The following is a 25,217-nucleotide window of genomic DNA, read 5'->3' as shown; positions in this document are numbered from 1 at the left end:
AGACCTGGTGAATTTCGACGATCTCTTCGGCCACATCGGCCAGCACACCGTCGACGGGTTGTCCAAGGGGGCGATCTACGCCCTGATCGCCCTGGGCTACACCCTGGTGTACGGCGTCCTGCGCCTGATCAACTTTGCCCACTCCGAGGTGTTCATGGTCGGCACCTTCGCGGTGCTGGGTCTGTGGACCGCTTTCGGGGTGGAGAACAACCCGCCGATCGGCCAGGCGGTGCTGCTTCTGGTGCTCGGTCTGATAGTCGCGGGGCTGGCTTCGGGTGGCACCGCGCTGGCGATCGAACGGATCGCCTATCGCCCGCTGCGGCGCAAGAACGCGCCGCCCCTGATCTTCCTGATCACCGCCATCGGCCTGTCGCTGGTGCTTGTGGAGATCTTCGGCCTGGTGCTGCCGAAGCTGCTGGGCGAGGCGGTGCCCTCGATGTTCGGCCGGGCCCGGATCATCCTCGGCATGCCGACGATCATCGAGTCGAAGACGCTGTTCACGGTCTTCGGCACGTCGGTCACCAACATCCAGGTGATCGTGTTCGTGGCGGCGGTGGCGATGATGGCGCTGCTGGACTGGTTCATCAACCGCACCCGGTACGGCCGGGGCGTGCGGGCGGTGGCGCAGAACCCGGAGACGGCGGCGCTGATGGGCGTCAACCAGGAGCGCGTGATCATGCTGATCTTCGTGCTGGGCGGCATCATGGCCGGCGCGGCGGCGCTGCTGTGGAGCATGCGGTTCGGCTTCACCCAGAGCAGCATCGGCTTCGTGCTCGGCCTCAAGGCGTTCACCGCGGCCGTGCTCGGTGGCATCGGTAACCTGCGCGGCGCGCTTGTCGGCGGGCTCTTCCTCGGCATCGTCGAGGTCTACGGCGCCACCCTCTTCGCGTCGAACTGGGAGGACGTCATCGCCTTCGTGGTGCTGGTGGTGGTGCTGATGTTCCGGCCGACCGGCATTCTGGGTGAATCGCTGGGGAGGGCCCGAGCATGATCAACAAGATGCGAGAGCTGGACCGCGGCCGGGTCAACGCCCTGCACTCGGTCGCCGACCGGTGGAAGGCGTTGCCGAAATGGCAGCGGTCCCTGGCGTTCGTCGCCTTCGTGGTGTTCCTCTACTACCTGCCGCTGCTCGGCATCCCCGGCCTCACCTGGTTGCGTACCGACTCGATCTCGGGCGGCAGCAACTGGGCGGGTGTGCTGTTCACCTGCGCGGTCTACGTGCTGGTGGCGATCGGCCTCAACGTGGTGATCGGCCTGGCCGGTCTGCTCGACCTCGGCTACATCGGCTTCTTCGCCATCGGCGCGTACGCGGTGGCGTTGTTCGGTTCGGTGAACTCCCCTGTCGTGCAGTACTTCCAGCGGGAGTTCGACCTGCCGCCCACCTGGGCGGTGACCTGGGCCATCTGTGCCTTCATCGCGCTGGTGATGGCACTGATCTCCGGGGTGCTGCTGGGCTGGCCGACGCTGCGGCTGCGCGGTGACTACCTGGCCATCGTGACGCTCGGCTTCGGCGAGATCATCCGTATTGTGGCCCGCAACATGGAGGGTGTCACCCGGGGCCCGCAGGGCATCTCGGCGATTCCCGGGCCGGAGGGTCCGCCCTCACCGGACAACCAGATCTTCGGCCTGATCGACATCAAGCCCTGGTACTGGCTGGCGATCACCGTGGTGCTGCTCATGGTCTTCGCGGTGCGGCGGCTGGAGCACAGCCGGGTCGGCCGCTCCTGGCTGGCCATCCGGGAGGACGAGGACGCCGCTGCGGTGATGGGCGTCTACCCGTTCAAATTCAAGCTCTGGGCCTTCGCCATCGGCGCGGCCCTGGGCGGCTTCGCCGGCTTCCTGTTCGCCAGCCGGTACGCCTTCATCGACCCGACCCAGTTCAACGTGAACCTCTCCATCCTGTTCGTGGCGATGGTGGTGGTCGGCGGGTCCGGCAACATGGTTGGCGTGTCGGTGGGCGCGGTGCTGTTGGCGTACCTGCCGGAACGGTTCCGGGAGATCGCCGACTACCGTTGGCTGGCCTTCGGCCTGGCCATGGTGCTGGTGATGATCCTGCGGCCGCAGGGTCTGATCCCGAGCCGGCGGCGGGCCCGCGAGTTGAAGGACCGCGCGGCGGAGGCAGAGGAGGCGCCCGCTCATGTCTGATGAGACGAACACCCCGGCGGCGCCGAAGATCCCGGCCCAGCCGGGACCGGCCAGGACCCTGCTGGAGGTCGACAACGTCACGCTCCGGTTCGGTGGCGTGGTCGCGCTCAACGAGGTCAAGTTCGAGATCAGGGAAGGCGAGATCCTCGGCCTGATCGGGCCCAACGGGGCCGGCAAGACCACCTGCTTCAACGTGATGACAGGGGTGTACAAGCCGACCTCGGGCGCGGTGCGGTTCCGTGGCGAGCGGGTCACCGGTCGCAAGCCGCACCAGATCAGCCGGCTGGGCATCTCCCGGACGTTCCAGAACATCAGGCTGTTCCCGGAGATGTCGGCGCTGGAGAACGTCATGGTCGGGACGGACTCCCGGCACAAGACGAGCGTGCCCGGCGCGTTGTTCCGCCTCTACCGGGTGCGGCCGAAGCCTGAGGAACTGCCGGAGGTGACCGCCTCCGGTGGCATCGTGCGCACCTGGCAGCAGCTGCGGCGCTCCTTCGCCAAGACCTTCGGCCTGTCCCGGCACATCCTGGAGGAGCGGGCGGCCGAGGACAAGGCGATGGAGCTGCTGCGCTTCGTCGGCATCGCCGACCGGGCCAACGACGCGGCCCGCAACCTCCCGTACGGCTACCAGCGGCGGCTGGAGATCGCCCGGGCGCTCGGCACCGAGCCGAAGCTGCTCTGCCTGGACGAGCCGGCGGCCGGGTTCAACCCGGCCGAGAAGGAGGATCTGCTGGGGCTGATCCGCCGCATCCGCGACAAGGGCATCACGGTGCTGCTGATCGAGCACGACATGCGGCTGGTGATGGGTGTCACCGACCGGATCGTGGTGCTGGAGTTCGGCAGCAAGATCGCCGATGGCCTGCCGGACGAGGTCAGCCGAGACCCGCGGGTGATCGCGGCATACCTGGGGGAGCCCGCCGATGCTGCTTGAGTTGGACAACGTCAGCGTCTCGTACGGTCGGATCGAGGCGTTGCACGGCATCAGCCTCACCGTCAACGAGGGGGAGGTGGTGGCCCTGATCGGCGCCAACGGCGCCGGCAAGACCACCACCATGCGGGCGATCTCCGGCACCCGGGCGTTGTCCGGCGGTCGGATCACCTTCAACGGCGAGGACATCAGCAAGCTCCGCGCCGACCTGCGGGTGGTCCGGGGCCTGTGCCAGTCGCCCGAGGGTCGGCAGATCTTCCCTGGCATGACCGTGTTGGAGAATCTGGACATGGGGGCGTACACCCGGCGTGACCACGCCGGCATCGCCGCCGATCTGGAGCGGGTGCTGGAGATGTTCCCCCGGCTGCGGGAGCGGCGTAAGCAGGCCGGCGGCACCCTCTCCGGGGGTGAGCAGCAGATGCTCGCCGTCGGCCGGGCGCTGATGAGCCGGCCGAAGCTGCTGCTGCTGGACGAGCCGTCCATGGGCCTCGCGCCCATGATCATCCAGCAGATCTTCGACATCATCGTGGAGATCAACCAGCAGGGCACCACGGTGCTGCTGGTGGAGCAGAACGCGCAGCAGGCGCTCTCCCGGGCCCACCGGGCCTACGTGCTGGAGACCGGTCGGATCGTCAAGGAGGGCACCGGTCAGGAACTCCTGCACGACCCGTCGATCAAGGAGGCGTACCTGGGCGTGGCCTGAGGTACGTCGTACGGCGCCGGCCGTCCGCCCTGGTGGGTGGGCGGCCGGCGGCGTTCCGGCGCTGCCACGCCAGCCTTGTCGGCGGTACGGACTAGAGTCGCAGCCGTGACAGCTACGACCCCGCGCCTGCTCCTCGTCGACGGACACTCCCTGGCCTACCGGGCGTTCTTCGCCCTGCCTGTGGAGAACTTCTCCACCACGACCGGGCAGCCGACGAACGCGGTCTACGGCTTCACCTCGATGTTGATCAACGTGTTGCGGGACGAACAGCCGACCCACATCATCGTCGCCTTCGACGTCTCCCGCCGCTCGTTCCGCACCGAGAAGTACGCGGAGTACAAGGCGGGTCGCAGCGAGACCCCCACCGACTTCAAGGGCCAGGTCAGCCTGGTGAAGGAGGTCCTGGCGGCGCTGCGCGTGCCGGTGGTGGAGAAGGAGGGCTACGAGGCCGACGACGTCATCGCCACCCTGGCCTGCCAGGCCCGCGACCAGGGCATGGCGGTGCTGATCTGCACCGGCGACCGGGACGCCTTCCAACTCGTCGACGAGCAGATCACCGTGCTCTACCCGCGTAAGGGCGTCTCCGACCTGGCCCGGATGGACCCGGCCGCGGTCGAGGCGAAGTACGGCGTGACCCCCGGCCGCTACCGCGACCTGGCCGCCCTGGTCGGCGAGACAAGCGACAACCTGCCCGGCATCCCCGGGGTCGGCCCGAAGACCGCGGCGAAATGGATCAACGCCTACGACGGGGTGGAGGGCGTGATCGCCCGGGCCGACGAGATCAAAGGCAAGGCGGGTGACAGCCTCCGGGAACGGCTCGCCGACGTGATCCGCAACTACGAGATCAACCGGCTGGTCGCCGACCTGGAGCTGTCGCTGCGTCCCGAGGACGCCCGCTGGCCGGGATGGGACCGCGAGGCGGTGCACCAGGTCTTCGACACCCTTCAGTTCCGCATCCTGCGGGACCGTCTCTACCAGTACCTGGAGTCGGTCGAGCCGGAGGCGGAGTCGGGCTTCGACCTGACCGGTGAGGTGCTGGCCGCGCCCGGCGCGCTCGTGGGCTGGCTGGAGACACACGCGCCGGCCGGCACCGGCGTGGGCGTCGCGGTCAAGCTCGACACCGGCCCGAACCGCCGGCACACCGCAAGCGTCACCGGGATGGCCCTGGCCACCGCCGACGGCGCGGCTGCCTGGTTCGACCCGGCTCAGCTGGAGCCCGGCGACGAGGCGGCGCTGGCCGCGTGGCTGGCCGACGAGACCCGGCCCAAGGTGCTGCACGACAGCAAACCGGCAGTGCTCGCCTTCGCCGCGCACGGCTGGGACCTCGCCGGCATCGCCCGCGACACGCAGATCGCCGCCTACCTGGCCCGCCCCGACCAGCGGTCCTACGACCTGACCGACCTGGCCCTGCGCTACCTGCACCGGGAGCTGCGGGTCGACGCCCCGGAAACCGGCCAGCTGACCCTCGACGGGCTCGGTGGCGACAGTGAGGCCGAGCAGAACCTCATGCTGCACGCCCGGGCCACCCTCGACCTGGCCGACGCGATCGACGCGGAGCTGTCCCGCGACGGGGAGCAGTCGGCCCGGCTGATGGCCGGGGTGGAGCTGCCACTGATGCGGGTGCTGGCGCAGCTGGAGCGCACCGGCATCGCCGCCGACACCGACTACCTGACGGAGCTGGAGGCGCACTTCGCCGCCGAGGTGAAGGCCGCCGCGCAGGGCGCGTACGAGGCGGTGGGGCGGGAGTTCAACCTGGGCTCGCCCAAGCAGCTGCAGGAGATCCTCTTCGGCGAGCTGGACCTGCCCAAGACCAAGCGGATCAAGACGGGTTACACCACCGACGCCGACGCGTTGCAGTGGCTCTACGCGCAGAACCCGCACCCGGTGCTGGCCCACCTGCTGCGGCACCGCGACGTGGCCAAGCTCAAGTCGACTGTGGACGGGCTGCTCAAGTCGGTCTCCGACGACGGGCGCATCCACACCACCTTCAACCAGACGGTGGCCGCCACCGGTCGGCTCTCCTCCACCGAGCCCAACCTGCAGAACATCCCCATCCGCACGGAGGAGGGGCGTCGGATCCGCCGCGCCTTCGTGGTGGGGGAGGGCTTCGAGTGTCTGCTCACCGCCGACTACAGCCAGATCGAGATGCGGATCATGGCGCACCTGTCGGCCGACGACGCGCTGATCCAGGCGTTCAACTCCGGCGCTGACTTCCATGCCGCGACGGCGTCGTCGGTCTTCACGGTGCCGCTGGCCGAGGTCACCCCGGACCAGCGGCGCAAGATCAAGGCGATGAACTACGGCCTGGCGTACGGACTCAGCGCCTTCGGCCTGTCCCAGCAGCTCGGCATCAGCGCCGAGGAGGCGCGCGGGCTGATGGAGAACTACTTCGCCGGATTCGGCGGCGTGCGGGACTACCTCCAGGAGGTGGTCGCCCGGGCCCGGCAGGACGGCTACACCTCCACCATCCTCGGCCGTCGGCGTTACCTGCCCGACCTGGTCAGTGACAACCGGCAACGGCGGGAGATGGCCGAGCGGATGGCGCTCAACGCCCCGATCCAGGGCTCCGCGGCGGACATCATCAAGGTCGCCATGCTGCACGTCGACACCGCGTTGCGCGACGCCGGCCTGCGCTCCCGGATGCTGTTGCAGGTGCACGACGAGTTGGTCTTCGAGGTGGCGCCGGGAGAACGGGCGGCGCTTGAGGATCTGGTCCGTCGCGAGATGGGCGGGGCGTACCCGCTGTCGGTGCCGCTGGAGGTGTCGGTGGGTGACGGCCGCGACTGGAACAGCGCCGACCACTGATCCTTTACGGCGGGCCTGGAAGGGTCCCGGGACAGCCCCGCCTGGAGGGGGTTTCGGGGAAGTTGCTGCCTCGCGGGCCGGCTGACCCAGCGACTTCGCCGAAGGTGTCGCTGGTGCTGGTGCTGGTGCTGGTGCTGGTGCTGGTGCTGGTGCTGGTGGGGCGCGTGGTTCGTGGGTCTCAGCGGCCGGGGCCTCGGCGGGACTTGGGTGGGGAGCCGTGCCGTTCGAGGGCCTTGCGGGAGGGCCCGCCGGGCGGTGGCAACGGGGCCTTGACCGGGTCGTGACCCCAGTTCATCAGCGAGTACCGCCACCGGGTGTCGCGCACGTCGCCGCTGGGACGCTGCGCCATGTGCCGGCGGACGTAGCCGACCACCTTGCGCATGTGCTTGTAGTCGGCCTCGGTGAGCTGGCCGCGCTTGCGGCGGAGCAGGTCGATGATCCGGCGACCGGACTCGTGCCCGACCGTCTCGCCACCACCGCTGCCCTTGCGGCGCCAGCCCACATGCTTGGACTCGTCGCTGTTCAGCCACTTGGACAGCTCGCCGGGCTTCATGTTGACCGCCTCGGTGAACTCGCGGTAGGTCTGGTCCGGGTCGTCACGACGGCTCACGGCGCAACACCTCCGGGCGGTGGGCCACGTCCCGGCCCGAGTCGTCGTTACGGATGCGGTACTGCGGCTGCTCCGGTGTGGCGTTCACGGCGTGCCCGCGTACGTGGGTGCGTTCGGTCAGCTTCTCCTTGACCACACCGTGGGCCCGGCCGCTGTGGCTGGCCCAGGAGACGTGGTCGCCCGTGCGGAACTCCTCGTCGGCCATGGCGCTCGGGTACCCGGGCGACCCCGGCGGAAACGCCGCTGCCCCGTCCACCGGGTCCACGGGGACGGGGCAGCACTGTGGCTGTCGGCTTACCTGAGGACACGCCGGTCCGGGTCGAGTGAACGGGGCAGCGTGATGACGATCCACTCGTTGTCCTCGGCCACGCCGGGGGTGCGGCCGGTGGAGAACGGGAAGTTGTTGTCGTTGAGTACCGCCACCCGCCGCTTGTCCAGAATCACCACGTTCTCGATGGTCTGGAAGGGGAACGTGAAGGTGGTGTCGAAGCCGCCCAGCCGCTTGGGGTTGGCGACGTTCATCAGGTCGACGAGCAGCGTCTTGTCCAGCAGGCCGTCCCGGTCCCGGTCCCGGGCGTCGGCGACGTAGAGCCGTTTGACCACGGCGGTGGGGCCCTGACCGCCGTCCCGCTCGATGATCAGGAAGCGGTGTCTGTCGATCGCGATCGCGTCGCCGATCGCGAGGTTCGGCGCTTCGAGTCGGTAGGTGAGGTACTTGCCGGTGTAGCGGCCGGTCCGTCTGTCGAACTCGTTGAGCCGCAGGTGGCCGGGAGCGTCGCCGGCGACGGTGCCCTCCAGCAGCGGGTAGAGGTAGCGCCCGTCGGGGGAGGCGGCCAGGCCCTCGAAGCCCCGGCTGCTGGTGAGGGTGGCGGGGACGCCTGTGCGCGCGGCGGTTTCCGGGGCGACCACACCGTCGAGCGGGATCGGTGCCCGCAGCAGCCGACCGGCCCGGTCGACGTGCAGCAGGTACGGCCCGAACTCGTCACCGATCCAGTAGGTGCCGTCGGCCGCCTTGACGATCGACTCGACGTCGAAGTCGGCGCCGGTGAGCACTCGGTCGGTGCGGGTCAGCTGCCACGGGACGTGCCCGTCGGGGTCGGTGAGGTTGATCCCGCCGACCACGTCAACCTCACCGGTGGCGAACACCGGGGCGAGCCGCTGGATGCGCAGCAGGAAATCCGCCGAGTTGGCCTGGTTGCCGTAGCCGTTGTCCGACAGCACGTCGAAGGTGCCGTCGCCGTTGTCGGCGATGCCGGAGAAGCCCTGGATCGGCTGGTCGGCGAAGGGGGTCAGGTAGCCGTTCGTGGTGCCGGTGACGAGACTGCCGGAGGGTTCGCTGCCCGGTACGAAGGTGGCGGCCGGCAGCGACGCGAAACCCGTGAGCGTCGGCCTGGCCGTCGTCGGCGCACCCGCGAAGGACGCGGTACCGCCCAGGGTGAGGGCGAGGGTGAGGACGCCGGCACCGGCGAGTGCCCGCCGTAGACGTGCGGTGGTGATCTGTCTCATGTGCCCGGACGTTAGGGAGCGGGGGTGAACTGAGGGAGACATCAGGATGGCGTCCGTCGGGCGTCCGGCGACCGGTCTGCCGGGGCTGGACGGCTACGGAACGATGTCGCTCACCGGAAGCTTGATCTCGAAGGGCTCGGTCAGCTCGATCAGCTCCGCGCTGTCGGCGACGAGTTCGTACTGCCGCTCCCCGCCCGGCCCGATCCGGTCGCCGAGGCGGTACGCGTACACGTGCACCGGATCCTGTTCGATGCGCCAGTAGTAGGGGATACCGGCGGCGGCGTACTCGCCAGGTTTGGCGAACCTGTCGACCCGGCGGGTGCCCGGCGAGACGACCTCGACGGCCAGCACCACATCGGCCGGCCGCAGTCGGGACCTGTCGGACGGCAACCCGGCGCGGCAGAGCAGCACGTCCGGTTGCCGGCTGCTGTTGTGGCTGAGCCCGACGCCTACCGCCTGGGCGGCGCGCAGGTGTGCCGGTGCGTGGGCTCGCAGCCACGACGTCAGCAGGAACGAGATGTCCTGATGGCCCAGGGTGGGGGAGGGTGTCACGTGGACGACTCCGTCGACGAGTTCGACGCGGGGGGCGTCGTCCGGCAGGGCGAGCAGGTCCTCAAGCGTGTAGTCGGCACGCTGCTGCCGCATCGGATCCGGACACCAGGGGCCAGGTGATGTCGGGATGGGCTCGGCGCTCATGCCGGCCCTCCGCCGCGCTGCGGGCCGGCATGAGACACCACGGCATCGAGTCGATGATTCGCTCGATGGCGCTCGCTCATGACGTGAGCGTAACGCCACCCCGGGACGACGGCGTCGCACTCGCTGTCCGGAACGGCGTCGGCGACAGCCGGCCGGCTCAGCCGGCCGGCTTCTCGGTGACGAAGATGGCGGTGCCGGGGAAGAGTCGGCCGCGCAGCGGGCTCCACTGCCCCCAGATCCCCTCGTGTCCCTCCGGCCACTGCGGTTCCACCAGGTCCAGCAGCCGGAAGCCGGCACCGACCAGTTCGCGTACCCGGTCGCCGAGGGTGCGGTGCTGTTCGACGTAGCTGGCCCGGCCGTGTTCGTCCTGCTCCACGTACGGGCGGGTGTCGAAGTACGAGTGCACGGCGGTCAGCCCGCCCTCACCGGGGTCGTCCAGGAAGATCCAGCGCATCGGGTGGGTGACCGAGAACACCCACCGGCCGCCGGGACGCAGCACCCGGTGCACCTGGCGCATCAGCGCCGCCGAGTCCTCGACGAACGGGACCGCGCCGAACGCCGTGCAGGCGATGTCGAACGTCTCGTCGGCGAAGGGCAACGCCAGCGCGTCGGCCTGGGCCAGCGGCACGCGTACTCCGCTGCGGGCGTTGGCCTGCGCCGCGTGCCGCAACATGCCGGCGGAGAGGTCCAGCGCGACCGGCCGGGCCTGCTGGGTGGCCAGCCAGCGGGAACAGGACGCGGCCCCGCAGCCGACCTCCAGCACCCGCCGTCCGGCCACGTCGCCGAGCAGCCGGGCGTCGGCCTCGCGTAGTCCCTCCGGGCACCAGACGAAGTCCACGTCGCCCAGGAAGCTGCCGTGTTCGGCCTGGTACGCGTCGGCGTCGGCATCCCACCAGCGGCGGTTGGCGGTGCGGGCCTCGGCGTCACCGACCTGGCGCCGGGTCACCCGGTCGTCGTCGTCCACCAGGCCACGCTAGGCCCTGACGACGGGATGGCCGGCGGCGGCCCGCCGCCGCCGTACAGCGTGTCTGGTCGAAATCTCCGCTTTCGCGGCTGGTGCGCTGATGAGTAGGCGGGAGGGCTTGCACGCTGTGGTAATGCAGCAGGTAGGGTAGACGATGCGCTCGCGGATCGTGTGCCTCGGCAGGGAGCAGGTGCGCGGTCGACGGAGTCACATCAAGATCTCGTTCAGCGATTTCCAGGTGGGCCCGCCGACGGATCCGTTGGCGCGCACAGGTCACCGCGACACCAGCCTGCTGTGACACACCATCCGACCGGAGCAACCGCCCACATGACGAGCAGCATCGAGGCCCCCTCGAGCGCCACCAAGGTCACCGTCGACGATCTCGGCTCAGAGGAGGCTTTCCTCGCCGCGATCGACGAGACCATCAAGTACTTCAACGACGGCGACATTGTCGAAGGCACCGTCGTCAAGGTCGATCGGGACGAGGTCCTGCTCGACATCGGCTACAAGACCGAGGGTGTCATTCCCTCTCGGGAGTTGTCGATCAAGCACGACGTGGACCCGGCAGAGGTCGTCTCGGTGGGCGACCACATCGAGGCCCTTGTCCTCCAGAAGGAGGACAAGGAGGGTCGGCTGATCCTCTCCAAGAAGCGGGCGCAGTACGAGCGGGCCTGGGGCACGATCGAGAAGATCAAGGACGAGGACGGCGTCGTCCGCGGTTCGGTCATCGAGGTGGTCAAGGGTGGCCTCATCCTCGACATCGGGCTGCGCGGCTTCCTGCCGGCCTCCCTGGTCGAGATGCGGCGGGTGCGCGACCTCCAGCCGTACGTCGGCCGCGAGCTCGAAGCCAAGATCATCGAGCTGGACAAGAACCGCAACAACGTGGTGCTGTCCCGCCGGGCCTGGCTGGAGCAGACGCAGTCCGAGGTGCGCACCGAGTTCCTCAACAAGCTCCAGAAGGGGCAGGTCCGCAAGGGCGTCGTCTCCTCGATCGTCAACTTCGGCGCCTTCGTCGACCTGGGCGGCGTGGACGGCCTGGTGCACGTCTCCGAGCTGTCCTGGAAGCACATCGACCACCCGTCCGAGGTCGTCGAGGTGGGCCAGGAGGTCGAGGTCGAGGTCCTGGACGTCGACCTGGACCGCGAGCGGGTCTCGCTGTCGCTGAAGGCGACCCAGGAGGACCCGTGGCGTCAGTTCGCCCGTACCCACGCCATCCAGCAGATCGTGCCGGGTAAGGTCACCAAGCTGGTGCCGTTCGGCGCCTTCGTCCGGGTGGACGACGGCATCGAGGGTCTGGTCCACATCTCCGAGCTGGCCGAGCGTCACGTGGAGATCCCCGAGCAGGTCGTCCAGGTCGGCTCCGAGGTCATGGTCAAGGTCATCGACATCGACCTGGAGCGTCGCCGGATCTCGCTGTCGCTCAAGCAGGCCAACGAGGGCTTCGTCGAGGGCGAGGAGCACTTCGACCCGACCCTCTACGGCATGGCCGCGACCTACGACAACGAGGGCAACTACATCTACCCGGAGGGCTTCGACCCGGAGACGGGCGAGTGGCTCGAGGGGTACGACAAGCAGCGCGAGACTTGGGAGAACCAGTACGCCGAGGCGCGGCAGCGTTGGGAGGCGCACCAGAAGCAGGTGCAGACGTCCCGGGCCGCCGAGGCCGAGGCCGCTGCCAACCCGCAGCCTGCCCCCGCGGCCGGCGGCACCACCACCTCGACCAGCGCGGCACCCAGCCGCCAGGCCGAGGAGCCCGCGGGCACGCTGGCCACCGACGAGGCGCTCGCCGCACTGCGGGAGAAGCTCGCCGGCGGCAAGTGAGCCTGCGACACCTCCAGGGCCGGCGGGTCTGACCCGCGCCACGACCTGGATCTGTCGGCTGACGACGACGGGCCCCGCCCCGACCCGGACCACCGGGTCGCGGCGGGGCCCTTCCTCGTCAACCCCTCCCGCCCCGCCCATCCCGTTGATCATGGGGTTGGCGGCACTTTCAAGATCAACAACTGCCGTCAACATCATGATCAACGCTGGGTGGGAGGGTGAGGGAGGGGTGGGTGAGGGTTGGCGGGAAGGACATGATCGGGTTGACTGGGTGCCGTGCTGAGGGTGGGGTTGACCGGCGGGATCGGTTCGGGCAAGAGCGCTGTGGCGCGACGGCTTGTCGAGCGGGGCGCGATGCTCATCGACGCCGATCAGCTCGCCCGCGAGGTGGTCGCGCCCGGCACCGAGGGTCTCGCCGAGGTCGTCGCCGCGTTCTCCGACCGGGTGCTGAACACCGACGGGGCCCTGGACCGGGCTGCCCTGGGTGAGCTGGTGTTCGCCGACGAGCCGGCCCGGCGCAAGCTGGAGGCGATCATCCACGGCCGGGTCCGGGCCCGTACCGCCGAACTGACAGGTGCCGCCCCACCCGACGCGGTGGTGGTAAACGACGTGCCGCTGCTGGTGGAGGTGGGCTTGGCGGCCACGTACCACCTGGTGGTAGTGGTCCAGACGGAGGCGGAGACCCGGTTGGCGCGGCTGGCCCGCGACCGGGGGATGAGCCGGGCGGATGCCCAGCGTCGGCTCGCCGCGCAGGCCGACGACGCCCGCCGGGCGGCGGTCGCGGACGTGCTGCTGACGAACGACGGCACCCTCGATGACCTGCACGCCGCTGTCGACGCGCTCTGGCGGCAGCGGCTGGTGCCCTTCGAGACCAACGTGCGGCACCGGCGGGCGGTGCGGGTGAACCAGGTCAGGCTGGCCGAGCCCGACCCGACCTGGCCCCAGCAGTACGCGCGGCTGGCGGACCGGATCCGGCACGCCATCGCCCCGGCCGACCTGCGGATCGACCACATCGGTTCGACAGCCGTGGCTGGCCTGGCCGCCAAGGACGTCATCGACATCCAGCTCAGCGTGCCGTCTCTCGCCGACGCCGACGGTGCGTTGGCCGAGCGGCTGGCCGACGCGGGGTTTCCCGCCCTGCCGGGCCAGTGGTGGGACAGCCCGCGACCGGCCGGCAGCGGCCGGTGGGAGAAGCGGCTGCACGGCAGCGCGGACCCGGCCCGCCCGGTTCACCTGCACGTGCGGGTGACCGGTTCGCCAGGCTGGCGGTACGCCCTGCTGATGCGTGACCACCTGCGGGCCGATCCCGACCAGCGGTCCGCGTATCTGGTGCTCAAGCGGGAACTGGCGGCGTCCGCACCGGACAGCGGCGCGTACGCCACGGCGAAGGACCCGTGGTTCGACGAGGAGCACCTGCGGGCGGAGGAGTGGGCCGCGCGCACGGGCTGGCGTCCCTGAGAAGTGGCACCCGTCAGCGCTTGGCGGGCGGCGGCGTCAACCGTGGTACCCGGCCCGGGGTCAGGTCGAGCTGCGCCCAGGCGCCCGCCCGCGTCGGCAACTCTAGCCGGCGCAGCATCCCGTCCCGATCGACCCAGTAGCGCAGCGGCCCTCGGGCGGTGTCGACCTGCACCACGTCCACGGTACTGCCGGCGAGGGTGTCGCCGCGTACCCGTTGTGCGCTGCCCGGCACGCCGGAGCGCTGCGCGGCCCGGAGCGCGGCGGCCACCAGCGGGTCGAGGGCTTCCGTGCGATGCGGTCCGGCCCGCCATCCCGCGGTCGGTGGCGGCAGTGGTGGACGTGCCGCCCCGCCGGTCGTGGCGTCGTCGATCCGGGTGATCTTGCGACCGTGGTGGCGGACCAGGGTGCGTCGACCGTCGGCGTCGAGGTCGGTGACACAGAGGTACGCGGTGCCTGACGTCCAGCTCAGCCAGCCGCTGCCGCGCAGGTTGGTGGCGGCCGAGACGGGCACGGTCAGGGCGACAGTCGCCCCACCGGCGCTCCGCAGGCGGGCCGGCAACCGGCGCCACCGGTCCCGTTCGGCGGCGGTCAGCGCGCGGGGCAGGCCGGGCCGACCACCGAGCGCCTCCACCGGCCGCAGCGTCGGTCGGTCGGCCCGGTTCAGGGCCACCGTGACCGGTCCGACCCCGGCGACGTCGGCCTGAACCCGGTGCAGCCGGCCGGCCGGGTCCAGCCAGTAGCGGGTCGGGGTACCGGCATCGGAGGCGGCGGGGGTGCGGGTCGGCGACGCACCGGGGCCCGGCGTCGAGATCTCCAGGACGTCGACCGGCTCACCGTTGAGGTGTTCCCGGTCCACCCAACGGCCGAGCCAGCCGTCCACCTCGTCGGGCCGGTCGGCGGCGAGCGCGAAGATCAGCCCGAGCAGTGGATCGAGGCGCCGGTCGGCGGGCAGCCGCCAACCGTCGGCCGGTGGCACCAGCGGCGGCATGGCCGGCGTCGGCACGGCCGCCGGGTCGGGTCGGACCACCAGCACCGTGGGGGTGGCCTGGGCCAACCCACGGGACGCGCCCGCGCCCGGTCCCCCCACGTCGAGATAGGCCAACCCCCGCGCCCAGTCGACCCAGCCGAGCAGGTCGGTGCGGGTGGCGCCACTGCCGGCGGTGACGTGCAGACCGGCGCGCAGCTCCCGATAGTTGGTCACCCGCATGGCGGCCAGGCGTTCTCGTTCGCCCGTGGTCAGTTCCCGTGGCGGTGGCCCGTCCGGCGCCCAGTTGACAAGGGTCGCCACCAGCATCACCGCGGAGAGGACCGCGGTGAGGACCAGCCCGGTGAGGGTGAGGCGACGTCGGCGGTTGCCGTCGCGCCGCGGGCCGTCCGCCGCCGTGGCCGATCCGGCCAGATCCTCCTCCTCGGCCCGGTTACCGGCGGCCAGGTCGAGCAGCCCGCCGGGCACCACCGCCCGGCGGACGCCCGGCCGTGACTCCGGTAGCCGGGTGGGCGGCTCGGCGACGGCCAGCTTGAGCACCGCGGGCGGCACGATGCCGGCCCGGTGACGACGGTTGACCGCGCGGCGACGGCGGCTGTCGGACGGCGGTTGTGAGCTGCTCTCCACGGGAGGATGAACGGCGCGGACCACGCGGGGGTGACGAGCAGGGGCGCTCGCGGCGGCCGGTCAGCGCTCTCGGCGCGACCACGTCCGGTGCGCACGCCAGGCATGCCGGGTGCTGCGACCCTCGGTGCCGGGGGCGGCGTGGCCTGTGCGGCCCGCCACCGGCCCGGTCGGCCGCCGCGAGCGGCCTACGGGAAAAGCGTAGCGGGGTGAGAAGAACCACACAATGCGAATATCGAAGCCGATCACGTGCTGCACGTAGTCGGCCGGGGCCGCCGTGGGGTGCGCCGCCGGGCCCCCACCGTGGCCGGACTCCCGGTACGCCGCGGGCAGCGGGCGGAAGCGGATCGGCTGTCGTAGCCCCGGCGTACCGTTGACGGCATGGCGCTCGACATACCCCGGCTCGATGGCCGTTTCCAGGTCATAAGTGATTTTCAGCCGGCCGGCGACCAGCCGGCGGCGATCGACGACCTGGAGCGACGGGTCCGCCGTGGCGACCGGCACACGGTGCTGCTCGGCGCGACCGGCACCGGCAAGAGCGCCACCACCGCCTGGCTGATCGAGCGGTTGCAACGCCCCACGCTGGTGCTGGCGCCCAACAAGACGCTCTGCGCTCAGCTCGCGAAGGAGTTCAGCGAGCTGCTGCCGGACAACGCCGTGGAGTACTTCGTCTCGTACTACGACTATTACCAGCCCGAGGCGTACATCCCGCAGACCGACACGTACATCGAGAAGGACTCCTCGATCAACGAGGAGGTCGAGCGGCTCCGGCACTCGGCGACGATGTCGCTGCTCACCCGTCGTGACGTGGTGGTGGTCGCGACCGTCTCGGCGATCTACGGGCTGGGCACCCCGGAGGAGTACCTCGACCGCGCGGTGCGGGTCGCCGTGGGCCAGGAGCTGGACCGGGACCAGCTGCTGCGCCGGCTGGTCGACATCCAGTACACCCGCAACGACATGGCCTTCCAACGCGGCACCTTCCGGGTCCGTGGTGACACGCTGGAGATCATTCCGGCGTACGAGGAACTCGCCGTGCGGATCGAGCTCTTCGGCGACGAGGTGGAGAAGCTCTACTACCTCAACCCGTTGACCGGTGACGTGGTCCGCGAGGTGGACAATCTGTTGATCTTCCCGGCGACGCACTACGCGGCCGGGCCGGAGCGGATGGAGCGGGCGGTCCGCGACATCGAGGCGGAGCTGGGCGAGCGGCTGGCCGAGCTGGAACGGCAGGGCAAGCTGCTGGAGGCGCAGCGGCTGCGCATGCGCACCACGTACGACATCGAGATGATGCGGCAGGTGGGCTTCTGCTCGGGCATCGAGAACTACTCGATGCACATCGACGGCCGACTGCCCGGCAGCCCGCCGCACTGCCTGCTGGACTACTTCCCCGACGACTTCCTCACCGTCGTCGACGAGTCGCACGTGACGATCCCGCAGATCGGCGGCATGTACGAGGGCGACGCCTCGCGCAAGCGGATGCTCATCGACCACGGGTTCCGGCTGCCCAGCGCCGCCGACAACCGGCCGCTGCGGTTCGACGAGTTCCTGGAGCGGGTCGGCCAGATGGTCTTCCTGTCGGCCACCCCCGGCCCGTGGGAGCTGGAGCACGCTCAGGGCGAGTTCGTGGAGCAGGTGATCCGTCCGACCGGCCTGGTCGACCCGGAGGTGGTCGTCAAGCCCACGAAGGGCCAGATCGACGACCTGATGCATGAGATCAAGTTGCGTACCGAGCGTGACGAGCGGGTGCTGGTCACCACGTTGACCAAGAAGATGGCCGAGGATCTGTCGGACTACCTGCTGGAGAACGGCATCCGGGTGCGGTATCTGCACTCCGAGGTGGACACGCTGCGCCGGGTGGAGCTGCTGCGCGAGTTGCGTCGTGGTGACTACGACGTGCTTGTCGGCATCAACCTGCTACGGGAGGGCCTCGACCTGCCGGAGGTGTCGTTGGTGGCGATCCTGGACGCGGACAAGGAGGGCTTCCTGCGCAGTGGTCGATCGTTGATCCAGACCATCGGCCGGGCCGCCCGTAACGTCTCCGGCCAGGTGCACATGTACGCCGACAAGATCACTCCGTCGATGGCGGACGCGATCGACGAGACGAACCGGCGGCGGGCCAAGCAGATCGCGCACAACGAGGCGCACGGGGTCAGCCCGGAGCCGCTGCGCAAGAAGATCCACGACATTCTCGACGACATCTACCGCGAGGCGGAGGACACCGAGGCGACCCGGGTCGGCGGTGCGGTGCGCCAGCTGTCGCGGGGCAAGGCACCGGTCAAGGAGACGCGCAGCCGGGCCCGGGGCGGCGCCGCCACACCGGCCCGCGAGGGCATGGCTCGGGCCGAGTTGGCGCAGCTCATCCAGGAGCTCAACGACCAGATGCTGGCCGCCGCGCGGGAGTTGCAGTTCGAGTTGGCCGCCCGGATCCGGGACGAGGTCGCCGACCTCAAGAAGGAGTTGCGGGGCATGGACGCCGCCGGCGTGCGGTAGGCCCGGCCGGGTGGACAATCCACTTCCTACGGTGGGGGAATAGCGGAATGCGAGCGTCCTATTGCGCTACGTGATCGCCGTGCGTACTCTCCCTCGGTGGGGAGGCAGGGATGCCGTTGCCAACAAGTCCGGTCATTCGACGTGCGCGACTGGGCGCCGAGTTGCGTCAGCTACGCCGACGGGAGGCGCTGACCCTGGAACAGGTGTGTGAGCGACTCGGCTGGGCGTCCACCTCCAAGCTGTCCCGCATCGAGCTGGGGCAGAGCCGTCCCGACCTGGCCGACGTGCTCGACCTGCTCGACATCTACGAGGTGCCGTCGCGGCAACGTGACGCCCTGATCGTCATCGCCCGGGACGCGGCCACCAGCCGGGGCTGGTGGAAGTCGCTCGGCGAGATGGGGGAGCGGCAGCGCACCTACGCCGAGCTCGAAGCCGGCGCGGCGGGCATCGTGGAGTACCAGCCGGCGATCGTGCCCGGCCTGCTGCAGACCCCGGCGTACGCCCGACTGCGCATCGTCGCCGGTCAGCTGATCGACCCGAGTGTGGACGTGGAGGCCGACCTGCGGGCCCGGGCCGCCCGGCAGGGTGTGCTGCGCCGCGTCGAGCCGCCCCGCTACACGGCTCTGGTCACCGAGTTGGCCTGCGAGCCGGGGGATGATCCGGAGGAGGTGTGGCGTGAGCAGCTGCGCCACCTGCTCGACCTGGCCGTCCTGCCGCATGTGACGATCCGACTGCTGCGGTTCGGCGCGGGTCGCACCCCGTTGCCGTTGACTCCGTTCTCCTGCTACTCCTTCCCGGATCCGGCGGACCCGCGCACCGTCATGCTGGAGGCGCTGACCACTGACGTGCGGCTGACCACCGCGACCGACGTCGACAGGTACGAGCGGATGACCGACTGCCTGCTGGAGGCGGCGCTGCCGGAGGAGGAGACGGTGCGGCTGCTGGCCCGCCGGCTCGACGCGTGACGCGCCGGCACCTGTCTGGCTGAGGCCGGCAGGTGGGGCGGGCAGGACCGCGATCGTGGCGTCGGCACCGGGCCCGGCGCCCCCGAAGCCGTCGGGGCCGGTGCCGACGCGAGACGCACAATAGGTGGACGGTGTGACACTTTCTCGGTTCGGTGCGTGGTGCCCCGATGCCGTCAGGCGGGTACGTCGACGAAGTGTTCGACCCGCGGCGGCGCGGCGAAGTGCGGGCCGATCAGCTCACGCCACCCGGCGAAGCGTTCGGTGGCCCGGAAGTTCTGCTCGTGCGCCTCGACCGAGTCCCACTCGACAAGCAGCACGAAGCGGGAGGGGGACTCCAGGCCCCGGGTCATCCGTACCGAGCGGCAGCCGGGCGTGCCGGCCAGCAGCGGATGTCCCTGGGCGTACGCGGCGGCGAACGCCTCCTCGTGGCCAGGGATGACGTCGATGAGCGCTACCTCGAGGACCATGGCGGCAGCCTGCCACATCGGGGCCGGGGCCGTGTCGGCCCGGTCGGGTTTTCCGGTGCCGGCCGTCCGCGCCGCCGCACCGCACCACCTGGTGACCCATCCTCCTAGGTTGCTCAAAGAGGGTGGGGCCGCGGTCACGTCCCGGAGGGCGTACCGTGTGCCGGTTGCTGAGCGGCTGCCGGAGGAATGAGACTGTGAACGTGTCGGGACTGGTGTGGGCGGCCACGCTCGTGGCTCTGACCGCGGTCCTCGTGGTGGATCTGCTCATCATCGGACGTCGGCCGCACGAGCCGAGCGTGCGCGAGTCGAGCCTCTGGGTCGCCTTCTACGTCGGACTGGCCCTGTTGTTCGGCGGTGGTCTCTGGCTCACCGCCGGGGCGAGCGTGGCGGGGCAGTTCTACACCGGCTGGCTCACCGAGTACAGCCTCTCGGTGGACAATCTCTTCGTCTTCGTGATCATCATGGCCCGCTTCGCCGTGCCCCGGCAGTACCAGCAGAAGGTGCTGCTTGTCGGCATCGTCCTCGCCCTCGTCATGCGGGGCGGCTTCATCGCCGCCGGAGCAGCGTTGATCTCGCAGTTCACCTGGGTCTTCTACCTCTTCGGGGCGTTCCTGATCTACACCGCGATCAATCTCGCCCGGCAGGGCGAGTCGAGTGAGGAGGAGTTCACCGAGAACGTCCTGATCCGCTGGAGCCGGCGGGCGCTGCCCATCTCGCGCGGCTACGACGGCGCCCGGCTGACGGTGCGGGAGAACGGCCGGCGGATGTTCACACCGATGCTGATCGTCATGATCGCCATCGGTACCACCGACCTGATCTTCGCGCTCGACTCGATCCCGGCCATCTTCGGCATCACCCACGAGCCGTACCTCGTCTTCACCGCGAACGTGTTCGCGCTGATGGGGCTGCGACAGCTCTACTTCCTGCTCGGTGGGCTGCTCGACCGGTTGATCTACCTGAGTCACGGGCTCGCGGTGGTGCTCGGCTTCATCGGGGTCAAGCTGATCCTGGAGGCGCTTGCGGAGAACAATCTGCCGTTCATCAACAACGGCGAGCACGTCGGCTGGGCGCCGCACATCCCGATCTGGCTGTCACTGCTGATCATTCTCGGCACCCTGGCGGTGGCCACGGCGGCGAGCCTGGTCAGATCCTCGCGGGACCGGCGACGCGAGCTGACCGCGTCCCGTCGCTGAGCCGTACCACCCGGCCCGGCCGCACCGGGTACGCCAGAACGGCCCGCCGCCGGGCGCGGGGCCGGACAGCCGGCGACCAGGCAGCGACGCCGGGCAGCCGGGGCGGCGCTCACCGTGCCGGGCCGGCGCCGAGCCGGTGGGCGCCGAGCAGGGTGGCGTTGCGCTCGACGGACAGCGGCTCCTCCAGCACCCGGCGATGCCCGTGGCAGGCGTGCAGCATGCGTCGCTCGCGCCGCGGCTCGGTGGCCGTGACGATGCCGATGTGGTGGATCCGGCGACCCGGCCGGGCGAAGCTGTACAGATCCCCCACCCGCTCGGTGCCCAGCTCCAACCGGCGGGCCGCGGTGGCCTGGTCGCTGGCGTCGCGGGGGACCTGCACGCCGAGCCGCCGCCAGACCAGGTGCACCAGTCCGGAACAGTCGATGCCGTACGCCGACATCCCGCCCCACAGATATTCGACGTCGAGCAGACGGGCCGCGACGGACAGCACCTGCTCGGCGGTCGGTGGCGTGGTGGGCGCGGCGACCACGTGCGCCGCCGGCAGCCACAGCGCCCCGGTGTGCCCCGGGGCAAGGACGGGCTGCCACCCGTCGACCGGGGCACCGGCCCCGGCGAGCCGGGTGCCGAGGACGACCCCCGGTACGGCGACCGGACCGGCGGCGGTGGCGTGCAGGGCGGTGACAGCGGTGTCGACAACCATCTGGGCGGTGCCGTCGGCACCCGTGGCTGCCGTGGTCAGCTGCGTGATCGGCAACCAGCCCGGATAGCCACGCGGGTCGAGTCGGGCCGACGGTTGTTCGACAGCCACCACGTGCGCCCAGCCGTCCGGCCGGAGTTCGGTGACCAGCACCCGCTCGCCGAGCAGCAACTGGCTGAGCACCGCCTCACCGGCCTGTCGGGCGGCGTCCAGGCCGGCGACCCATGCCCCGACGTCGGCGGGTGCGCCGAGCGCCGGGGCGTCCACCGGCCGGACCGCGTCGGGGGAACTCCACAGGGCAGCCACGGCGACCCGGACCATCGCCTCGGTGCCCAGCGGCACGATCACACCCCCGGTCGGTCACGCCCCCGTTGCTCGGACCATAGGGAAACCCGAGCATTCCATCAATTCGTCAGTCTGGATTTTTACGGCGGCGGTTCGAGCGGTGGCGGGCCGCCCGGCGCTTCCGACGGGACGAGGTCCGTCGCGATCGGCCGGCACCGCAGTGGTCGGGGGGTGGGCGCGTACCGCGACGATCATCGGGTACGGCACGCTGTAGGTGAGGAGGAGTCGGATGAGTGAGCGCGTGGACGGGGCGGACTGGACACTTGTCGGTGCGCCCAACGCGCGGGACCTGGGTGGACTGATCGGGGTCGCGGGCCGGCGGGTACGCCCCGGACGGCTGATCCGTACCCCGGCGTTGGGCCGGCTGACCGACGAGGACCTGCCGGTGCTGGCGAAGCTCGGACCGGCCTGCGTGGTGGACCTGCGAGCCCGGTCGGAGGTGTCGGTGGCGCCGCCGGACCGGCTGGCGGGCGAGCCGACGGTGGTGCACCTGCCGGTGCACGACCCGGCGCATCCGGTCTTCACGTACGTCTCGGCGGTGCTGCTCGGTCACGACCTGAGCGGGTACGCGGAGTTGGCCCGGCAGGGCACACCGGCGGCGATGGCGGCGATCTACCGCTGGTTCGTCACCGGAGCCTCGGCCCGGGAGGGGTTCGCCGCGGCGGTCCGGTTGGCCGCCGACGAGCGGAACCTTCCGCTGGTCTACCACTGCTCGGCGGGCAAGGACCGGACCGGTTGGCTCACAGTTGTGCTGCTGCACGCCCTCGGGGTCGACGAGGCCGCGATCCGCGCCGACTACCTGGCCCACAATCCGATGACCGAGAGTCTGCGCGAGGTGCTCATCGACGCGATGCGGCAGCGGCATCCCGGGCTCGACGAGGCGGCGGTCCGGCCGGTGCTGGAGGTCCGCCCGGAGTATCTCGACGCGGCGTACGCACAGGTGCGGCGGACGCACGGGTCGTTCGGGGCGTACCTGCGCGACGGCCTGGGGATCACCGAGGAGACGGTGGCGGCGTTGCGGGCGAACCTGTTGGAGTGAGCGCGGTCAGGTCGTGGCGGGCCTGCCAGACCTGGCGCGAGATGTCGGCCACCAACTCGCGGGCGTCGGCGTCGGGCCGAGCGTCGGTCTGCTCGTCATCGACTGTGGTGCAGACGACGAGCAGGTAGGCGTCGGCGTCGTCGGGGTAGACCACCGCCGCCCCGTGCCGTACGCCGCGTACCCAGCCGTTCTTGTGAGCGAGCCGGACGCCGGCCGGCAGCCCTTCGGCGATGTCCTGACGGATCTGCTGGGCGCAGAGGACGTCAAGCATGGCGGCACAGCCGGCGGGCGAGGCGATCGGCCCGGGGCGGGTGGCGCCGGTGGCGACGGCGCCGAGCAGTGCGGCCAGGTCGGCGGCGGTGACCAGGTTGGTGATCTGGGCTTCGCGGGCGGCGAAGTCCTCGATGCCGCGCCCGGTGATGCTGTGCCGGGCGTCGACACGGTGCCAGACCTGTGCCACGGCGGGCAGTCCGACGTGTTCGATGACCAGGTTGGTGGCGAGGTTGCTGGAGCGGACGATCATGCGTTCGGCGAGCCAGCGCAGCGACGCCCGACCGTCCAGGCGGTCCCAGACGGCCGCGTCGTTGTCGTAGGCGCGGCGACAGGAGTACGGCGGGGCGTCCGGCCGGGCGGAGGTGAACCTGTTGACGACTTCGACCCGGGCGTCCGGGTCGAGGTGGCCGGCCTCGGCGGCGCGGTACAGCGCGGCGAGCACCGCCAGTTTCATCGTGCTCGCCGCGTAGTGGGTGGCCTCGGCGTGCCGGGTCCAGGTGGGCGGGGCACCGAGGGGCCCCGCCCATACCGAGATCGTGCCGGGCTCCCCGTCCAGCCGCGCGTGGAGGTCGTCTCCGGCCATCGATCGGCTCAGCCGGCGTGCTTGCGACGGGCGGCGGTGCGGGCCCGCTGGGTCTGGTCGAGCACCACCTTGCGGATGCGGACAGCGGCCGGGGTGACCTCGACGCACTCGTCCTCGCGGCAGAACTCGAGTGCCTGCTCCAGGGACAGCTTGCGCGGCGGGATCAGCTTCTCGGTCTCGTCGGCGGTCGACGAACGCATGTTCGTGAGCTTCTTCTCCTTGGTGATGTTGACGTCCATGTCGTCGGAGCGGGAGTTCTCCCCGACGATCATGCCCTCGTACACCTCGGTGCCGGGCTCGACGAAGAGCTGGCCGCGCTCCTGGAGGTTCGTCATCGCGAAGGCGGTGACGCTGCCGGAGCGGTCGGCGACAAGCGAGCCGTTGTTGCGGGTGCGCAGCTCACCGAACCACGGCTCGTACGACTCGAAGACGTGGTGCAGGATGCCGGTGCCCCGGGTCTCGGTGAGGAACTCGGTGCGGAAGCCGATCAGACCGCGCGCCGGGACGAGCCACTCCATCCGGACCCAGCCGGTGCCGTGGTTGACCAGTTGCTCCATCCGGCCCTTGCGGGTGGCCAGCAGCTGGGTGATCGCGCCGAGGTACTCGTCCGGCGCGTCGATGGTGAGCCGCTCCACCGGCTCGCAGGTCCGCCCGTCGATCTCCCGGGTGACGACCTGCGGCTTGCCGACGGTCAGCTCGAACGACTCGCGGCGCATCTGCTCGACCAGGATCGCCAGGGCCAACTCGCCTCGGCCCTGCACCTCCCAGGCGTCGGGACGCTCGGTGGGCAGTACCCGCAGCGACACGTTGCCGACGAGTTCCTTGTCGAGGCGGTCCTTGACCATCCGGGCGGTGACCTTGGCACCCTTGACCCGGCCGACAAGCGGCGAGTTGTTGGTGCCGATGGTCATCGAGATCGCCGGCTCGTCGACGGTGATCAGCGGTAGCGGGATCGGGTTCTCCGCGTCGGCGAGGGTCTCGCCGATCATGATCTCGGGAATGCCGGCGACCGCGATGATGTCGCCCGGTCCGGCGCTGTCGGCGGGCTTGCGCTCCAGGCCTTCGGTCATCAGCAGCTCGGAGATGCGGACCCGCTGGGTGCTGCCGTCGGTGCGGCACCAGGCCACGCTCTGGCCCTTGGCGATGGTGCCCTGGCGGACCCGGCACAGCGCGAGGCGGCCGAGGAACGGGGACGCGTCGAGGTTCGTGACGTGTGCCTGCAGCGGGGCGCTCTCGTCGTACGCGGGCGGCGGGATGGTGTCCAGCAGGGTGCGGAACAGTGGTTCGAGGCTCTGGCTGTCCTGCGGGACGGAGCCGTCGGCGGGTTGGGTGAGCGAGGCGATGCCGTCGCGGGCGCAGGCGTAGACGATCGGGAAGTCGATCTGCGCCTCGTCGGCGTCGAGGTCGAGGAAGAGTTCGTAGGTGTCGTCGACCACCTCTTTGATCCGGGCGTCGGGGCGGTCCACCTTGTTGATCACCAGGATGATCGGCATGCGGGCCTTGAGGGCCTTGCGGAGCACGAAGCGGGTCTGCGGCAGCGGCCCTTCGCTGGCGTCCACCAGCAGCACCACACCGTCGACCATGGTCAGGCCGCGCTCCACCTCGCCGCCGAAGTCGGCGTGACCGGGAGTGTCGATGATGTTGATGGTGACCGGGTCGGAGCCGTCCGCCGGCAGGTAGCGCACGCCGGTGTTCTTGGCCAGGATGGTGATGCCCTTTTCGCGTTCGAGGTCCATCGAGTCCATCACCCGCTCGGTCACCTCGCCCCGGGCGCCGTAGGCGCCGGACTGCCGCAACATGGCGTCGACCAGGGTGGTCTTGCCGTGGTCGACGTGAGCGATGATGGCGACGTTGCGGAGGTCGGTGCGAAGCTGCATGAGCTCCATCCTCCCGCCTGCGCGGGAGCCGCGTGGCGTCGGG

At 70.5% G+C, this 25,217-nt stretch carries 21 protein-coding genes; 11 read left to right on the top strand and 10 right to left on the bottom strand.

All coding sequences use genetic code 11. The annotated features are described in order from the left end of the window. Window positions 1-7 precede the first annotated feature (7 nt). The 5 genes from Van01_RS28225 (at window position 8) to polA (ending at window position 6,581) form a co-directional block, all read left to right on the top strand. The gene (locus Van01_RS28225; RefSeq protein WP_204013929.1) at window positions 8-991 is read left to right on the top strand and encodes a branched-chain amino acid ABC transporter permease; all 984 of its coding nucleotides are present in this window, start codon (window positions 8-10) and stop codon (window positions 989-991) included. A gap of 8 nt (window positions 992-999) precedes the next feature. After that, on the top strand, window positions 1,000-2,145 hold the full coding sequence (locus tag Van01_RS28220; RefSeq protein ID WP_239099359.1) for a branched-chain amino acid ABC transporter permease: 1,146 nt from the start codon (window positions 1,000-1,002) through the stop codon (window positions 2,143-2,145). Further along, window positions 2,138-3,076, top strand: coding sequence for an ABC transporter ATP-binding protein (locus Van01_RS28215; RefSeq protein WP_204013925.1), 939 nt, complete (start codon window positions 2,138-2,140; stop codon window positions 3,074-3,076). Before Van01_RS28220 ends, Van01_RS28215 begins: the two co-directional genes overlap by 8 nt. Beyond that, window positions 3,066-3,776 (top strand): ABC transporter ATP-binding protein, encoded by a 711-nt coding sequence (locus tag Van01_RS28210; RefSeq protein ID WP_099844786.1) that lies wholly within the window; start codon window positions 3,066-3,068, stop codon window positions 3,774-3,776. Before Van01_RS28215 ends, Van01_RS28210 begins: the two co-directional genes overlap by 11 nt. Before the next feature lie 105 nt (window positions 3,777-3,881). Continuing rightward, window positions 3,882-6,581 (top strand): DNA polymerase I, encoded by a 2,700-nt coding sequence (gene polA, locus Van01_RS28205; RefSeq protein WP_204013923.1) that lies wholly within the window; start codon window positions 3,882-3,884, stop codon window positions 6,579-6,581. Between the two features lie 178 nt (window positions 6,582-6,759). Here polA and Van01_RS28200 read toward each other — a convergent pair whose 3' ends face one another. The 5 genes from Van01_RS28200 to Van01_RS28180 all read right to left on the bottom strand — a co-directional run bounded on the left by Van01_RS28200 (window position 6,760) and on the right by Van01_RS28180 (window position 10,357). Beyond that, a complete protein-coding gene (locus Van01_RS28200; RefSeq protein WP_204013921.1) occupies window positions 6,760-7,191 on the bottom strand; it encodes a DUF3140 domain-containing protein in 432 nt (143 codons plus the stop codon). After that, on the bottom strand, window positions 7,178-7,396 hold the full coding sequence (locus Van01_RS28195; RefSeq protein WP_204013918.1) for a hypervirulence associated TUDOR domain-containing protein: 219 nt from the start codon (window positions 7,394-7,396) through the stop codon (window positions 7,178-7,180). Before Van01_RS28195 ends, Van01_RS28200 begins: the two co-directional genes overlap by 14 nt. An 89-nt stretch (window positions 7,397-7,485) precedes the next feature. Further along, complete coding sequence (locus tag Van01_RS28190) at window positions 7,486-8,697, bottom strand: esterase-like activity of phytase family protein (protein ID WP_204013916.1); 1,212 nt, start codon at window positions 8,695-8,697, stop codon at window positions 7,486-7,488. Window positions 8,698-8,790: 93 nt separating this feature from the next. Continuing rightward, window positions 8,791-9,393 (bottom strand): Uma2 family endonuclease, encoded by a 603-nt coding sequence (locus Van01_RS28185; protein ID WP_239099358.1) that lies wholly within the window; start codon window positions 9,391-9,393, stop codon window positions 8,791-8,793. Window positions 9,394-9,550: 157 nt separating this feature from the next. Continuing rightward, window positions 9,551-10,357 (bottom strand): class I SAM-dependent methyltransferase, encoded by an 807-nt coding sequence (locus tag Van01_RS28180; protein ID WP_204013914.1) that lies wholly within the window; start codon window positions 10,355-10,357, stop codon window positions 9,551-9,553. A 327-nt stretch (window positions 10,358-10,684) separates the two neighbouring features. On the opposite strand from Van01_RS28180, the gene rpsA reads away from it, so the two are divergent. Further along, on the top strand, window positions 10,685-12,178 hold the full coding sequence (rpsA, locus tag Van01_RS28175; RefSeq protein WP_204013912.1) for a 30S ribosomal protein S1: 1,494 nt from the start codon (window positions 10,685-10,687) through the stop codon (window positions 12,176-12,178). 276 nt (window positions 12,179-12,454) lie between these two features. Further along, window positions 12,455-13,636 carry a dephospho-CoA kinase gene (gene coaE / locus Van01_RS28170; protein WP_204013911.1) on the top strand — a complete coding sequence of 394 codons (1,182 nt, stop codon included), beginning with the start codon at window positions 12,455-12,457 and terminating at the stop codon, window positions 13,634-13,636. Window positions 13,637-13,649: 13 nt separating this feature from the next. Here the strand turns inward: coaE and Van01_RS28165 are convergent, their stop codons facing one another. Next, window positions 13,650-15,248, bottom strand: coding sequence for an amino acid adenylation domain-containing protein (locus tag Van01_RS28165; protein ID WP_204013909.1), 1,599 nt, complete (start codon window positions 15,246-15,248; stop codon window positions 13,650-13,652). A 378-nt stretch (window positions 15,249-15,626) separates the two neighbouring features. Here Van01_RS28165 and uvrB point away from each other — a divergent pair, with 378 nt between their 5' ends. Both uvrB and Van01_RS28155 read left to right on the top strand, forming a co-directional pair. After that, the gene (gene uvrB / locus Van01_RS28160; RefSeq protein ID WP_204013907.1) at window positions 15,627-17,735 is read left to right on the top strand and encodes an excinuclease ABC subunit UvrB; all 2,109 of its coding nucleotides are present in this window, start codon (window positions 15,627-15,629) and stop codon (window positions 17,733-17,735) included. A gap of 110 nt (window positions 17,736-17,845) precedes the next feature. Then, window positions 17,846-18,700 carry a helix-turn-helix domain-containing protein gene (locus Van01_RS28155; protein ID WP_204013905.1) on the top strand — a complete coding sequence of 285 codons (855 nt, stop codon included), beginning with the start codon at window positions 17,846-17,848 and terminating at the stop codon, window positions 18,698-18,700. Window positions 18,701-18,873: 173 nt separating this feature from the next. Here the strand turns inward: Van01_RS28155 and Van01_RS28150 are convergent, their stop codons facing one another. Beyond that, window positions 18,874-19,167, bottom strand: a complete 294-nt coding sequence (locus Van01_RS28150) for an antibiotic biosynthesis monooxygenase family protein (protein ID WP_204013902.1) — start codon at window positions 19,165-19,167, stop codon at window positions 18,874-18,876. Window positions 19,168-19,361: 194 nt separating this feature from the next. Here Van01_RS28150 and Van01_RS28145 point away from each other — a divergent pair, with 194 nt between their 5' ends. Continuing rightward, window positions 19,362-20,360, top strand: a complete 999-nt coding sequence (locus Van01_RS28145) for a TerC family protein (RefSeq protein WP_204013899.1) — start codon at window positions 19,362-19,364, stop codon at window positions 20,358-20,360. A 109-nt stretch (window positions 20,361-20,469) separates the two neighbouring features. Here the strand turns inward: Van01_RS28145 and Van01_RS28140 are convergent, their stop codons facing one another. Further along, the gene (locus Van01_RS28140) at window positions 20,470-21,399 is read right to left on the bottom strand and encodes a C40 family peptidase (RefSeq protein ID WP_239099357.1); all 930 of its coding nucleotides are present in this window, start codon (window positions 21,397-21,399) and stop codon (window positions 20,470-20,472) included. A gap of 232 nt (window positions 21,400-21,631) precedes the next feature. Here Van01_RS28140 and Van01_RS28135 point away from each other — a divergent pair, with 232 nt between their 5' ends. Further along, the gene (locus tag Van01_RS28135; RefSeq protein WP_204013897.1) at window positions 21,632-22,441 is read left to right on the top strand and encodes a tyrosine-protein phosphatase; all 810 of its coding nucleotides are present in this window, start codon (window positions 21,632-21,634) and stop codon (window positions 22,439-22,441) included. Here the strand turns inward: Van01_RS28135 and Van01_RS28130 are convergent. Both Van01_RS28130 and typA read right to left on the bottom strand, forming a co-directional pair. Next, a complete protein-coding gene (locus Van01_RS28130; RefSeq protein WP_204013895.1) occupies window positions 22,395-23,297 on the bottom strand; it encodes a serine hydrolase in 903 nt (300 codons plus the stop codon). The two genes, Van01_RS28135 and Van01_RS28130, sit on opposite strands and share 47 nt — an antisense overlap. 8 nt (window positions 23,298-23,305) lie before the next feature. Further along, entirely contained in the window at window positions 23,306-25,174 is a 1,869-nt protein-coding gene (typA, locus tag Van01_RS28125) for a translational GTPase TypA (protein ID WP_204013893.1), read from the bottom strand. Window positions 25,175-25,217: the final 43 nt, after the last annotated feature.

This window comes from Micromonospora andamanensis (assembly GCF_016863495.1).
Classification (GTDB): domain Bacteria; phylum Actinomycetota; class Actinomycetes; order Mycobacteriales; family Micromonosporaceae; genus Micromonospora; species Micromonospora andamanensis.
Note: the sequence above shows the minus strand (reverse complement) of the source record. Positions and strands in the feature narration are given on the sequence as shown.